The organism is Corynebacterium sp. HMSC071B10 (assembly GCF_001814825.1).
Taxonomy (GTDB): domain Bacteria; phylum Actinomycetota; class Actinomycetes; order Mycobacteriales; family Mycobacteriaceae; genus Corynebacterium.
Genome location: NZ_KV817992.1, coordinates 25,933 through 39,319 on the forward strand (window position 1 = coordinate 25,933; position 13,387 = coordinate 39,319).

At 66.6% G+C, this 13,387-nt stretch carries 14 protein-coding genes; all 14 read right to left on the reverse strand.

Annotation, left to right across the window (positions count from 1 at the left end):
* Nucleotides 1-53: 53 nt before the first annotated feature.
* On the reverse strand, nt 54-605 hold the full coding sequence (gene scpB / locus HMPREF2990_RS03055) for an SMC-Scp complex subunit ScpB (protein ID WP_070762651.1): 552 nt from the start codon (nt 603-605) through the stop codon (nt 54-56).
* Between the two features lie 229 nt (nt 606-834).
* Entirely contained in the window at nt 835-1,671 is an 837-nt protein-coding gene (locus HMPREF2990_RS03060) for a segregation and condensation protein A (protein ID WP_246817412.1), read from the reverse strand.
* A 6-nt stretch (nt 1,672-1,677) separates the two neighbouring features.
* Nucleotides 1,678-2,559 carry a ParA family protein gene (locus HMPREF2990_RS03065; RefSeq protein ID WP_038590468.1) on the reverse strand — a complete coding sequence of 294 codons (882 nt, stop codon included), beginning with the start codon at nt 2,557-2,559 and terminating at the stop codon, nt 1,678-1,680.
* A 128-nt stretch (nt 2,560-2,687) separates the two neighbouring features.
* Entirely contained in the window at nt 2,688-3,743 is a 1,056-nt protein-coding gene (locus HMPREF2990_RS03070) for a hypothetical protein (RefSeq protein WP_239247066.1), read from the reverse strand.
* Nucleotides 3,744-3,843: 100 nt separating this feature from the next.
* Nucleotides 3,844-4,749 (reverse strand): site-specific tyrosine recombinase XerD, encoded by a 906-nt coding sequence (gene xerD / locus HMPREF2990_RS03075; RefSeq protein ID WP_070762652.1) that lies wholly within the window; start codon nt 4,747-4,749, stop codon nt 3,844-3,846.
* A complete protein-coding gene (locus HMPREF2990_RS03080; RefSeq protein WP_070762653.1) occupies nt 4,750-5,385 on the reverse strand; it encodes an NUDIX domain-containing protein in 636 nt (211 codons plus the stop codon).
* A 2-nt stretch (nt 5,386-5,387) separates the two neighbouring features.
* Nucleotides 5,388-6,248, reverse strand: coding sequence for a copper transporter (locus HMPREF2990_RS03085; RefSeq protein ID WP_070762654.1), 861 nt, complete (start codon nt 6,246-6,248; stop codon nt 5,388-5,390).
* Nucleotides 6,249-6,268: 20 nt separating this feature from the next.
* Complete coding sequence (gene steA / locus HMPREF2990_RS03090; protein ID WP_070762655.1) at nt 6,269-7,465, reverse strand: putative cytokinetic ring protein SteA; 1,197 nt, start codon at nt 7,463-7,465, stop codon at nt 6,269-6,271.
* 53 nt (nt 7,466-7,518) lie between these two features.
* Nucleotides 7,519-9,246: a DNA repair protein RecN gene (gene recN, locus HMPREF2990_RS03095; protein ID WP_070762656.1), complete on the reverse strand. Its 1,728-nt coding sequence runs from the start codon at nt 9,244-9,246 to the stop codon at nt 7,519-7,521.
* 19 nt (nt 9,247-9,265) lie between these two features.
* Nucleotides 9,266-10,183: an NAD kinase gene (locus HMPREF2990_RS03100; RefSeq protein WP_038590454.1), complete on the reverse strand. Its 918-nt coding sequence runs from the start codon at nt 10,181-10,183 to the stop codon at nt 9,266-9,268.
* Nucleotides 10,180-11,010 (reverse strand): TlyA family RNA methyltransferase, encoded by an 831-nt coding sequence (locus HMPREF2990_RS03105; RefSeq protein WP_070762657.1) that lies wholly within the window; start codon nt 11,008-11,010, stop codon nt 10,180-10,182. Before HMPREF2990_RS03105 ends, HMPREF2990_RS03100 begins: the two co-directional genes overlap by 4 nt.
* A 21-nt stretch (nt 11,011-11,031) precedes the next feature.
* Nucleotides 11,032-11,199: a hypothetical protein gene (locus tag HMPREF2990_RS12905; protein WP_168167117.1), complete on the reverse strand. Its 168-nt coding sequence runs from the start codon at nt 11,197-11,199 to the stop codon at nt 11,032-11,034.
* A gap of 1 nt (nt 11,200) precedes the next feature.
* Entirely contained in the window at nt 11,201-12,190 is a 990-nt protein-coding gene (locus tag HMPREF2990_RS03110; protein ID WP_038590446.1) for an HAD-IIA family hydrolase, read from the reverse strand.
* Nucleotides 12,191-12,206: 16 nt separating this feature from the next.
* Nucleotides 12,207-12,881, reverse strand: a complete 675-nt coding sequence (locus HMPREF2990_RS03115) for a tetratricopeptide repeat protein (protein WP_038590443.1) — start codon at nt 12,879-12,881, stop codon at nt 12,207-12,209.
* Nucleotides 12,882-13,387: the final 506 nt, after the last annotated feature.

Below are 13,387 nucleotides of genomic sequence, written 5' to 3' on the forward strand. Positions count from 1 at the left end.
ACCGCGCGTGTTCGGGGCAGAGTCTACCAGCGACAACCGGCGTCTACCAGCCGCTACCACGCGTCCTCGATCGCGTCGACCTCCGGCAGCAGCGGTGCGAGGTCCGGCAGCCGCGACAGCGAGTCGATCCCCAACAGCTCCAAGAACAACTCGGTGGTGACGTAGCGGTGCGCGCCCGTCGCCTCGTCCGGGTCCACCTCCGCGATCAGCCCGCGCAGCGTGAGCGTGCGCATCACCCCGTCTACGTTCACGCCGCGCACGCCGGCGACCTGCGCGCGCGTCACCGGCTGGCGGTACGCCACCACCGCGAGTGTCTCCAGCGCCGCGCGGCTGAGCTTGGACTGCGTCCCGTCCAGCACAAACGCCTCGACCGCCTCCGCGTTCTGCGGCCGCGTGTACAGCCGCCATCCCTCCTGCGTCTCCCGCAGGTCGATCCCGCTGCCGCGCGTGTCCAGCTCCGCGGCCCACTCGCGCAGGACCGCATCAACGTCCTCGCGGGTCGCACCCAGCACACCCGCGACGGCCTCCGCCTCCACCGGCGTGTCCACGACCAGCAGAATCGACTCCAAGCGCGAGCGCAGCTGGGAAACCATCGGCATATCCATGCCCACAGTTTATAAGGGGCTATTGCTTGTCGACGCCCGCGTGGCCCGATCGACGGCGCTCCGCTAGAAAGCGCAACCAGCACGTCGATAGTGCTGAATTGGGATCTTCGAGCTCCGATCTGCGCTGTTTAGCCCGCGGCCGGGCTACATGACGAACACAGCGGCCGCAGATTGACGAAAATCCCAAGGTCTTCGTCGTGGAGGTTTCGTCATGTAGCGCGTGATCCGCTCACGCCCAGTTGCTCGCCGCAACGACGGCCGGGTCCACCTCGAGCCCGGTCCAGGACACCTCCAGTGGGCCGAGCGCTTCCTCCTGTTTCGTCTCCACCGCGCGCGCCTTGTAGAGCTCGAGCAGCGCGAGAAACCGGCCGACGATCTCCATCGACAGCGCGCAGTCCTTCGTCAGCGAGGCGAAGCTAAGCCACTGGCTCGCCCCCACCACCTTGAGCGTGTCCAGGATTCGACCGGCTTGCTCCGGCACCGAGACCTCCACCGCGTGCAGGTGGTCCACACCGACTTCTTCCGGCGGCTTGGGGCGGAACACGCTGGCGGCCAGCTGCGCAAAGCTCGCCGGGGTGTGACCGAGGTTGACCGGCGGCAGCAGGTCCGCGAACTGCGGCTCCATGGAGACAGCGCGCGGGTAGCGTCGCTGCGCGTGCTTCTGCCACTCAGCGAACTGGTCCGCCACCTGCTGGTAGGCGCGGTACTGCAGAAGGCGGGCGAAGAGCAGGTCCCGTGACTCCAACAGCTCAATGTCCTCGATCTCCTCGTCCTCGCCCCGGGGCACCAGCCGCGCGGCTTTGAGGTCGAGCAGCGTGGCCGCGACCAGGATGAACTCGGTAATCTCGTCCAGGTTCGCGGTCTCACCAAGCGCGCGGGTGTACGCGATGAACTCGTCGGTCACTTCGGCGAGCGCAACCTCGGTCACGTCAAGTTTCTTTGAGCTAATCAGGTTTAAGAGCAGGTCGAAGGGGCCCTCGAAATTGTTGAGGACCAGCCGGAACCCGGTAATCTCCGGCTGCTCGCCCACCTGACCTTGGGTGCCGCCGCTTGCGGGGTCAGCCACGCCGCCCTACGCCGTGCCCCGCTCGGTGCGCTCGAGGAGCTCGCGCGCGAGGTTGCGGTATTGCTCCGCGCCCTGCGAACGCGGTGCCCAGGTGATGATCGGCTCGCCGGCCACCGAGGTCTCCGGGAAACGCACGGTGCGGGTGATCACGGTGTCAAAGACTCGCTCGCCGAAGACCTCCACCACGCGGTCCATGACCTCGCGCGCGTGCGTGGTGCGACGGTCAAACATGGTAACCAAGATGCCCACGATGTCCAGGTCGAAATTGATGCGGTCGCGCACCTTCTCCACGGTATCGGTGAGCAGGGCGAGCCCGCGCAGCGAGAAGTACTCGCACTCCATTGGAATGATCACGCCGTGGGAGCAGGCCAGCGCATTGACGGTGAGCAAGCCGAGCGACGGCCCGCAGTCAATGATGATGATGTCGTACTCGTTGCGCACCGGGCGCAGCGCGCGAGCCAGGGTGTGCTCGCGCCCGACCTCGTTGACCAGCTGGATTTCCGCCGCCGAAAGGTCAATGTTGGCGGGCACCAGATCGAGACCGCTGACGTTCGAGTGCTTGATTGCGGCGTGGATGCTCGCCGTGTTGTCAAAGAGCAGGTCGTAGACCGTCACCTGCTCCTCGTCGTGGGAAACGCCCAAACCTGCAGACAGCGCGCCCTGGGGGTCTAAGTCAACCAGGAGGACTTTCCTGCCCTGCTCCGCCAGGCAGGCACCGAGGTTGATCGTCGACGTCGTCTTGCCCACGCCGCCCTTCTGGTTCACCATCGACAGCACGGTGGCCGGGCCGTGCTTGTCCAGCGGTGCCGGTTCGGGGAACTCGCGGTAGGGGCGTCCCGTGAGGAAGGTTTTCTGCTCGGAGGCATCGAACAGTGCGTCATCTGCCATTGTCGGTCCTTTCCTTCAGCCGTCGGCCCAAACGTCCAGTGAGCATCTGTACATCCAAATCCGCGCCAGCGGCGAAGCGCCCAAAGTTCCGCCGTAACGCTTGACGCGTCTATCTTACAACGTTGGCATTAACCGCGTGCGCGGGAACGGCGGACGAAGAACACAATGATCAGCGCCAGCGCAGCAAGCAGCGCGACCCCGCCGATCACGAGCGGGAGCACCGAGCTGCCCTTACTCGAAGAGTCAACGGTACCGCCTTGATCTTCCACCGGTTGCGCCTCATCCTCCGCACCGGAGGCCGGGGCGTTCGTCGCCGTAATCTCCGCGATGAACTCTGCCTTGCCGTCGCGCACAACCTCCATGATGAAGGGGTTATCAGGGGTCTCCCCTTCCGGATACGTCAACGTCATGGTCCGCTTCGCCGCATCCACGTCGCGCTTCACACCCTTGATGATGTTGCCCTGCGCGTCCACGTAGCGCAGCTTCGCACCCTCGCGGTCCGCGTTGGCATACTTCATCAGGTCACGGGCCTTGCGCAGCGAGACCTTCACCACGAGCGTGTTGCCGTCGATCTCACCGTCAAAGGCCAGCCGCTTCGCACCAGAGGTGTCGACTTCCTCCGCCTTCTGTCGGTCGCCGCGCGCGGGTGCTGCCTCACCGCCGCCCCCGCTGCTTTGCGACGCCCCGCCGCCTCCACCACCGGAGCCGCCTTCACCAGCGCCACCGGTGCTTTCGCCGGAATCTTCACCAGCCCCCTCGCTGGCACTTCCGCCGCCGCTTCCGCCAGCAGCTGCGCCACCGCCGCCTTCAGCGACGTCGTCGGCGTCAGCCTGCTCGCCCTCACCGACCGCGACGAGGTTGACCGTCGCCGTCATGCCACCGGCGCTCGCGGGCACGCTTGCCGTGGCCCCGGGTGTATCCGGCGCGGTGACAGAGACCTGCGTGCCGTTCGAGGTGACCTGCCACCCGCCGCTGGAGTAGTTCACATCCACCGGGACGCCAAGGTCCACGGTGGTGGTCTCGCCGGCGCGGACGGTGACCTCGGAGGGGATCATCGACTGCACATCAGCCGGGTTCATGCCCTCGGGCAGCTGCGCGGGCGCGATGGATGCTGAGGCCAGTGCCAGTGCTGCGACCGCGGCGACGCTCAATGTTGCGCGGGCGGCAGTGCGGGAATACGTCACGGGTGCAAAACCCTCCTGTGTGTGAACAAAACGTGCAAAACGGTTAATCTACACCCTCCGGCTGGCAGCGCTTGACACGGTGCGCACAGCTAACCATGAGTTAGGCGCGCGGGTGCGCCTGCTGCCACACCTCGCGCAGGTTTGCCGCGGTCACGTGCGTGTAAATCTGCGTGGTGGTCACCGAGGAATGCCCGAGCAATTCCTGGACTGTGCGCACGTCCGCGCCGCCCTCCAAAAGATGGGTGGCAAAGGAGTGGCGCAACGTGTGCGGAGAGATATCCTTCTCAATCCCCGCGCGACGCGCTGCCTGCTTCAGCACCGTCCACGCGCTTTGCCGCGACAAGGCCCCGCCGCGGGTGTTGAGGAACAGCGCGTGGCTCTTCCCGGTGGCGAACGCGGGTCGCACGCGCACCAGGTATGCGCCGACGGCCGCCTGGGCGTGCGAGCCGACCGGCACCAGCCGCTGCTTGTTGCCCTTGCCGGTGACCGTGATGACCCCCTCGGTGTCGTGCACGTCGTCCACGTTCAGCGAGAGCACTTCCGAGACGCGCGCCCCCGTAGCGTACAAAAGCTCTAGCAGCGCCCGGTCCCGTACGCCGATTGGTGTCTCGGTCGGGCAAGCGTCCAGTAGCGCCTCGACTTCGTGCACGCTCAAGGTGTCGGGCAGCTTCTCCCCCTGCTTAGGCGGTGCCACCTCGGCGGCGACGTCGGCGTCGAGTACGCCCTCGGCCACGCCGAACTTGTGCAGCCCGCGGGCAACGACCAACGCTCGGGCGGTCGATGAGGTCGACAGCCCGCGCGACCCGTCCACGCCGCGGCGCAGGTCAGCAACATAGGCTTCCACGTCCCGGGCCGTCACCTGCCGCAAATCGGTGATGTCGGCGCGTTCGAGCCAGGTGAGGTAGCGGTTGACGTCGCGTCGATAATTGCTCTCCGTGTGTGCCGAAACCCCGCGCTCGACAATGAGGTGGGTCAGCCAGCGCTCGGCGAGTGTGCGTGCGTCCACCTAGAACTGCTTCAAATCCGGGCCCGTACGGCGCTTGGCCAGCGACGTCGGGCGGTACTCGAAGGGGGTCTCCACCGACCGCGGGGTGGCGCGGCCTGCGGCGACCTCGCTCGCGGCCAGGACACCGGCGATCGCAATCGAGTTGACGATCTCCCCGCGCAGCACCGCATCCCGGGCATCCGCCAGCGGCATCCAACTCACGGTCATGTCCGCCTCCTCGTCCTCGGCCGACGGGCGCGGCACCTCGCGCAGGTCTTGGGCAAGGAAGACGCGCACCGCTTCCTCCGCAAAACCGGGCGAGGTCACCAGATCCACGAGCACGGACCAGTTGCCGGCCTCCAGGCCAGCTTCCTCAACCAACTCGCGCTTCGCGCAGGTCAGCTCGTCCTCGCCCGCCATGTCCAGCAGCCCGGCGGGCAGCTCGAGCAGGCGGCGGCGAACCGCATGACGGTATTGCTCCACCACGGCGATCTCGCCTGCCTCGTTGAGGGCAACCACGGCGACCGCGCCGAAGTGCTCGACGATCTCCCGGTTGGCCACCTTGCCGCCCGGCATCTCGACGCGGTCGCGCCGCAGCGCCAAAATCGGCGACTGGGCGAGCAGCTCGGAGCCTGTCACAGTGAACTCGTGCGGCACGTCTAGGACTCCTTGTCTTCGGCTGCACCAAGGACGGTCCGGATACGGCCCGCCTCGGTTTCCACGGCCTCAATGAAGGTGGCCTGCTCAAGCTCCGGGGCCTTCCACGCGCCCATCTCGCGCACGCTCAGCACGGTGGTACCCGTGCCGCCGAGCGCGTCGGCGAAGTCTCCGAGCAGCTGCTGGCCGAACTCGCCGGCCTCACCTGCATTCTCTGCGTCACCGGCATCCGCGGTGTCCCCGCCGACGATCACGATCGCATCGGCCGGGACAACGTCGCCGGAAAAGTCGAGGAAGCCGCCTTCACGCAGCGCGTCGAGCACGAACTGGCGGTCCCCGGCCGCAGCGATCCCCTCGCCGGTTTCCGGGTCCGCGAACAGCGCGGCCCCCAGCGACTCGCCGGCGTGCACGCCCGGTCGGCGCTGCTCCACCGACAACTGCGCGCCAGCCGGCAGCGTGTTGGCGATGAGCGAGGACAACGCATCCGCGGAGTCCTGCGAGGTGAACTTCTCCGTCAGCGCGATCTCGCCGGAGTTCTTCGCGCCCGCCCGGTCAAGCAGCCAGCGCACCGCGGCGACGTCCTCGTCGGCGGCGCGCGCTGTGCGCAGTACTGTCACGTGGGCGTCGTCAAGCGTGCCGCTGACGAGTGCCGCGGAGTGGTCGCCGAGCAGGCTATCCGCATCATCGGCGTAAGACTCCGCGCGCTGCATCTCACGCATCGAGGCGGCAGACTCCTGCCCGAAAGGCTCGCCCTCGCTGCGCATCGCCGGCGCGAGCACGAGCGCCCCCGCGGCCACGCCGAGCGCGATACCCCAGCCGAGCCCCGCAACGACAAGCCCGCTTGCACGTGATGAATCAGACATATTTGGCTACCCCTTCTCCGCTATTCAAACAGGCCCTGCACCGACAAGGCGATGCTGTTCCAGGTGTTAATCAAGTTCTCGCTGAAGTCGCCCGCGCCGTAGAGCCCCACGACCACGACGATCGTGGCGAACGCCACCAGGATGCCCAAAATGGCCCACGCCCACGCGACCCCGCCGTTCGACGGCACGGCGTAGAGCTGCTCAATCACCGTCGAATCCACCAACTTGCGGCCCGCCTTCATGCGGGTCAGCAGCGCCTCCGGCTGCGTGGAGTCCGGATCAGCAAAGATCTGGTCAAGCTCCACGGCTTCACCGACAGTGATGATCATGTCCGGATCGTGGAACACAGCAAGCAGAATAGCCAGGTCCGTCGGTGATTCCGTCGCCGCGGGGAACGTCATCGCGCCCACCCCAAGATCCTGGATGCGCTCGAGCCCCGGGGCAAAGCCGTCCGTCTCCGCAGGCAGGATCACCCGCGCGCCGCTGCGCAAGCTTGTCGACGCGATACCCGTCGGATCCCCCACGATATAGTCCGGCTCATAGCCCATCTCCACCAGCGTGTCCGCAGCCTGCCCGACGCCGACGATGACCGGGGTGAACTCGCGGATGAAGTTCTTAATGCCCTTCAGCCGCTCGCGCGTCTCCGGTCCCGGAGACACCACCAGCACCTTGCGCTCGAGCATGGCGTCGCCGAGGTCGGGCACGCCGAGGCCGTCGATAAGCAGCGGGGCCTCCGCATGCACGAACTCGATGGTGTTGCCGAAGTACGCCTCCATCTGCTCCACCAGGTGCTGCTGCGCCTCGGTAAAGGTCGTGTCCAGGTCGGCACGCTTGACCAGCTGGGCCATCGCCGCCTGCTTTTTGCCCACAGTGATCGTGCCGTCAGCGCTAATCGACGCCTTTTTCCCATCACGCAGTTTGTCCCGAGTGGCGGTGTCGGCGCCGATGGCCTCGAACATGGTCACATCGGCGTCGGCAAGCAGGTGCGGGCCGTAGTTCGGCATCGCACCGGTGGAAAACTGCGCCAGGTTCACCACCGCCTTCGGCTTGCGGGCGAGCAACGCCTCGGCCTGCCTGCGGGTCATGTCCGGCGAGTCAACGAGGGCGATATCGCCCTCCTGCATGCGCGACAGCCCCCGCCCCTGGGCAGTGCAATCGCGCAGCGTGCCCGTCAGCGCGGGCTGCGCAGATTCGGTGTTCCGGGAAGCAACAGTCATGCGTCATATTGTGCACCCGTGACCAGCCCGTATGGTGAAGGCGCGCGGGAGCGTCAGGCGCGCATTTCGCGCACCTCGCGCTGTGCTCGCTCGAAGAGTTCTGTGGCGTGGGCTCGGCCGGTATCAGAATCATCCAGGCCCGCCATCATGCGGGCGAGCTCGTCGATCCGGGCCGCGGCATCCAGGCTGAGCACCCCGGAGGTCACCGACTCGTCGCTGACGTCCTTGGCCACGTGCAGGTGCGTATCCGCGTACGCCGCCACCTGCGGCAGGTGCGTGACCACAATGACCTGGTTGTTGGCCGCCAAGCGCGCTAATCGACGCCCAATCTCCACCGCAGCGCGACCACCCACGCCCGCATCGACCTCGTCAAAGACCATGGTTGCCCCGCCACTGGCTCCAGACAAGATGACTTCAAGCGCGAGCATGACGCGGGACAGCTCGCCGCCGGAGGCGCTCGTGGCCAGCGGCTTCGGTTCCAGCGCGGTATTCGGTGCGAGGCGGATCTCCGCGGCATCTGCGCCACGCGGGCCGAACTCCACCTCGGAAATCTCCACGCTCAACTGCGCCTTCGGCATGGCCAACCCGTGCAGCTCGCCGGTTACGGCCTGCCCCAGCTCCGCGGCCGCGGCCACGCGCGCCTTGGTCAGAGCCTTGGCGCGGGTGCGCATTTCCTTCTCCGCTGTCGCCACGCGCTTCTTCAGCGCCTCGATGGCCTCGTCAGAGGTGTCGATCCGCGCCAAGCGCTCGGCGGCTTTAGCTCGCCACGCCAACACGCCTGCGATATCCGGCGCGTACTTGCGCGTCAGCGTTTTCAGCTCCTGCTGTCGCTGCAGGAGGCGATCAAGCTCGTCCGGGTCGCTGGGCAATTCTGCGACGTAGCTGCCGAGTTCCGCGGAGACGTCGCCAAGCAGGCTCGCGACCTCGTGCATCCTCGTGCCCAACTCCTTCAGCACCGCGTCGCTGGCCCCGTCGAGCGCCGCCGCGGCACGCCCCACCAGCGTGGACGCCGCGTCCTCGTCGCCGCCATAGCCCCCGGCGGCCTCCGACCCGTCGATCGCGGCAAGCGCGGTCTCCGCCGCCTCCCGCAGTGCGTCGACGTCTTGGAGCCGGTTGATCGTCTCGACCAGCTCGGTGTCCTCGCCCTCCTGCGGGTCGATCCCGTCGATCTCTTCCAAGGCGAACTGAAGCCGGTCTAACTCTTGGGCAAGCTCTAGTCGGCGCTCCGTACGCTCCCGCAGATCCCGCGCCGCCTCCCGCCACGCACGGTAGGCGCTGCGGTATTTCTCCAAAAGGCCCGCGATTTTCGGGTCGAAACGGTCCACCGCGGCGAGCTGCTCATCCGGCGACATCAGGCGCAACTGGTCGTTCTGGCCGTGGATGGTCAGCAGCTCGCCCGCCAGCTCGCCCAACGTGGCCGCGGGCACCGTCCTCCCGCCCAGGTGGGCCTTCGAGCGGCCGGTCGCCTTCACGGAGCGAGAGACGACGTACTCGCCGTTCTCATCCGCGCTCGCACCCGCGCCCTCGGCGATCTCTTCGACGCGCTCCTGCGTGTCCTCCGCAATGCCGGCGAGGCTAAACGCGCCCTCTACCACGGCTTCCGTGGCACCGGTACGCACCCGGGATGCGTCGGCGCGACCCCCAGTGAGGAGGCGTAGACCGGTGACCACCATGGTCTTGCCCGCGCCGGTCTCGCCGGTGAGCACAGTCAGTCCTGGCGCGAGTTCCGCCGAGGCGTGAGAAATCACGCCGAGGTTGCGAATGGCAATCTCTGCCAGCATGCATGCTCCTTTTCAAAAATCAGTAGCGGGGCCCGCGCCACCCGGAGACGGGCAGCTGGAACTTATTGACCAGACGGTCGGTAAACGGGCGGTCGTCCAGACGCACCCACCGTACCGGCCGCGAGCCGCGAATGACTTCCACGCGCGAACCCGCTGGCATCGCAATCGAGCGGAACCCGTCCATGATCACGACCGCGTCGCTCGTCGTCGGCTCGGACTCCACCGCAACCGTCGAGCGCGGAGAGACCACCAGTGGCTTCGCAAACAGCGCGTGCGCGTTATTGGGCACCACCAAAATCGCGTCGAGCGCCGGCCACATCACCGGACCGCCCGCGGAAAAGGCGTACGCGGTCGAGCCTGTCGGGGTGGAAATGAGCACGCCGTCGCACCCAAAGGAAGACACCGGCCGGAAATCCACCTCCAAGGTGGCGTCCAGCACCTGGGTGCGGTCCACGTTTTCGATGCTGCACTCGTTCAGTGCCCACCCGCGGCCGAGCTCGGTATCCGAAGCATCGCGCACCATCACGTCAATGGTCATGCGCTCCTCGACGCGGTAGGAACGCGAAATCACGTCCGCGATCACCTGCTCGAGGCTTTCCGCCTCGCCCTCAGCCAAGAAGCCGACGTGGCCAAGGTTGATCCCCAGCACCGGAATGTCCTGGGCGTGGGCGTAGCTCGCAGCGCGCAAGAACGTGCCGTCACCGCCGAGCACCAGAACCAGCTCGCACCCTGCCGCCGCGTCGAGTCCACCCGGGACCTGTTCGAGTTTCCGCAGTTCCGGGTCCTTGTTGATCGGGCTTTCTGCATCCTGTTCAAGCAGCCGGACGCGCAGGCCCGCGTCGGTAAGCAGCCGGGCCGCAGTGGCTGCGGAAGAAATATTGTCCGGCCGCGAGTAGTGCGGCACCAATAGGATCTCGCGCGTGGATGTCTCGCTCACGTCTTTTTGGGCCCTTCCTCTACTGCATGTGTAACCAGCGAATGTAGCTCTGCGGCATCAAGTGCACTCGCGCCGCCGTCTTTGACCAGCCACAGGAAGTATTCTACGTTGCCGCTTGGGCCGGGGAGCCCGGACGCCGTCGCGCCCTTCACGCTCAGGCCGAGCGACTGCGCAAACTCCGCGACCTCGGTGGTCACTTCCGCGCGCAACTCCGGGGAACGCACGACCCCGCCGTGCCCGAGGCGGTCCTTGCCCACCTCGAATTGCGGCTTGACCATCGGCAGCAGGTCTGCGCCCTCCGCCATGCACTCCGCGATCGCGGGCAGCACCAGCTTCAGCGAGATGAAGGACAGATCGCCGACCATCAGGTCTGCTGGCTCGCCCAGCTGCGAAAGCGTCAGGTGGCGGATGTTCGTCCGATCCAGCACCTGCACCCGCGGATCATTCTGCAGCCGCCAAACGAGCTGGCCGTAGCCCACATCCACGGCAATGACTTCCTTCGCCCCGCGCTTGAGCAAGACATCGGTAAAGCCGCCTGTCGACGCCCCCGCGTCTAGCGCCCTGCGCCCAGCTACGTCGAGCCCTTGCGGGGTGAACACCTCGAGCGCAGACAAGAGTTTGTGTGCCCCGCGCGAGGCCCACTCATCCTCCTCGCCCACGTCGACCTTGATCGACACGTCCGGCTCCACCACCGTGGCCGGCTTCGTTGCTGGGAAGCCGTTGACGGTCACTTTGCCTTCTTTGATCCAGGTCTGGGCCTGCTCACGCGAGCGTGCGATCTTGCGGCGAACCAGCTCTGCGTCGAGCCGTCTGCGTCCGGGTGCCACGTCCTTTTCCGTCTCCTTTTCCTAGTTCTCGCGCAGCGCGTCGCTTAAGACGTCGTGGGCGCGGGCGAGCTGCGACGCTTCGTCGAGAAGCGAATCGGCGGGCTCCGCGAGGATTGCCTCCACGCGCTCGCGCACCTCCTGTGGGCTGTGCTGCGTTGTGCGCGGATCGTGCGGTTTCGGGGCGCTCACGCTACCACCACTTGGCCAGCGCGGCCTCCGCCGCAGCAGACTCAGCGCGGACTTCGCTCGGAGGTGTCGGCTGCGACCAGGCGACCTCCAGCGCGGTAAGCAGTGCCTCGTGGCTGGTGGAGTCCGCGGTGCCGCCGTCGAGCACGAGCACTTCGCCGTCCATGCGGGCAGAGAAACCACCGTGCACGCCCGGGCGCAAAGAGGCGGGATCCGCAGCAAGGCCGCGCATGTCCTCCGCGATATAGGTCGGCCGCTGCTTCGCCGGGGCCTGCAAAAGTGCGTGCGGCCCGGACACACCGGTGAGCACATGCAGGGTAGGCATGCCGGCGGCGACCCCGCCAGCGAGGTCGGTGTCTAAGCGATCGCCGACGCCCAGCGGGGCTTTCGCCCCAATGCGCTGCACGGCCTGGTGGAACATCGCAGGCTCAGGCTTGCCAGCTGAGGCGGGCACCACGCCGGTTGCCGACGTCACCGCAGCGATCATCGAACCGTTACCCACCATCAACCCACGCTCCATGGGCAGCGTCGTGTCCATGTTGGAGGCGAGGTACGTGGCACCGGCGCGAATGGCCAGCGCGGCCTCGGAAAGCTGCGCCCAGCCCGTATCCGGGTTGTGGCCGTGCAGGACGACCTTCGGCTGCTCGTCTGCGGAATCGACGAGGCGGTAACCAGCTTCTTGGACAAGATCGCGGAAGGACTGTGCGCCCAGCACGAGTACCGGATCGCCAGGTGCGAGCGTATCCGCTGCAAGCCCAAGCGCGGCCTGGGCCGAGGTCAGCACGTGCTCTGCATCTGTAGGCAGGTTGATTGCATCAAGCATCCTGGCCACCTCAGCCGCCGAGCGGGAAGCGTTGTTGGTGATGTACACAGCCGTACACCCAGAGGCGTTGATCGCTTCGACAGCGTGCGGGATCGCGCGCCCGCCCTCCCATACGGTGCCGTCGAGATCCAAGAGCAGCGCGTCGTGGAGGTCTTGCAAGGTCGCAGACATCAGCTTCTGTCTCCTCCTAGCTCAGCTCGCGGACGCGTTCCTCGGCGTCCGTCATACCTTCAGCGTCTGCCTCAGCAACGGACTGGAACCACTCCTTGGCCTCATCCTTCCGGCCTACAGAAAGCAGCGCTTCAGCATTGGCGTAGGCGAGCCGCAGCTGAGAGACAGTCCCTGGGGTCTGCGTCGGTTCAAAGCGCGACAGCGTAGCCAGGGCAGACTCGTGCTGCCCCAGGTCGTGCCGAGCGCCCGCAAGCACGATGCCAAGCTCGATCCGGTCTTCCGGATTCAGCTGGCGAGCCTCCGGAGTCCGGCCAAGCTCCAGCGCCTTCTCCGGCCGACCAAGGCCGCGCTCAGCGTCCGCCATCACCGCCAGCAGACCCGGTCCGCCGCTCATGCGACGAGCCGCGCGCAGCTCGGAGAGTGCTTCCTTCCACTCGCCGGCGTGGTAAGCGACGACACCGTTAGTCTCACGCACGACACCCACGCGACCTGCACGGTTCTTCGCCGCACGCGCGTGGCGAAGCGCAAGCTGGGGATCATCCTCCAGCACCTCGATCGCCATGACCATGTGCTGTGCTACCCGGTTTGCGTTGTCTTTGGACAGCACGCGCAAATCCTGCAGCACGGAGCGGTCGAGCTCGTTGATATCAATGCCGTCCGGCAGATCCGGCTCCTCAGCCTTCTTTGCCATACGATCCTCACGGAATCCCTGGCGGGACGGGTTCGAGCGGTCGTGCCGAACCTTCTTGCCACTAAAGCGATCGTCACGACCGTGCCCCCTACCACCACGGCGGCCACCCGGCTTACCACCGCGTGGCTTTGCTCCACGACGATCACGGCCACCGCCGTATCCGCCTTCGCGCCTATGCGACGAGTGCTTCTCTTCCGACATCAATGCCCTTTCTTTTGCGTTCAACTCATTATAGGGGGTTTGCTCACACACCTTTGGGGTTGCCCTGATGTGGGAGGTCTTCTGTGACATCGCCGTCGTGATGTCCGCGGTGCGCTGCGGGAACGGTGGTTCGGTGTGGGCGTGGTGGGGGTTTGGCACGGGTTCTGGCTGGGGCTGGACGGTGTTCCTCGCGCGGCGCTTGATTGTCGTAGCTGGCGCTAGCTCCATTTGGCCCCTGCGCCCCGGTATATCCCCTGGTCGCGTGTAACTGTGTCCCCTAAAAAGAGCTAGCTCCGTTTGGCCCC

Coding starts and splice junctions, on each gene's coding strand:
- scpB (WP_070762651.1), bottom strand. CDS start 605: ATGGATATGCCGATGGTTTCCCAGCTGCGCTCGCGCTTGGAGTCGATT.
- HMPREF2990_RS03065 (WP_038590468.1), bottom strand. CDS start 2,559: ATGGCAGATGACGCACTGTTCGATGCCTCCGAGCAGAAAACCTTCCTC.
- HMPREF2990_RS03085 (WP_070762654.1), bottom strand. CDS start 6,248: ATGTCTGATTCATCACGTGCAAGCGGGCTTGTCGTTGCGGGGCTCGGC.
- steA (WP_070762655.1), bottom strand. CDS start 7,465: ATGACTGTTGCTTCCCGGAACACCGAATCTGCGCAGCCCGCGCTGACG.
- recN (WP_070762656.1), bottom strand. CDS start 9,246: ATGCTGGCAGAGATTGCCATTCGCAACCTCGGCGTGATTTCTCACGCC.
- HMPREF2990_RS03110 (WP_038590446.1), bottom strand. CDS start 12,190: ATGTCTGCGACCTTGCAAGACCTCCACGACGCGCTGCTCTTGGATCTC.
- HMPREF2990_RS03115 (WP_038590443.1), bottom strand. CDS start 12,881: ATGGCAAAGAAGGCTGAGGAGCCGGATCTGCCGGACGGCATTGATATC.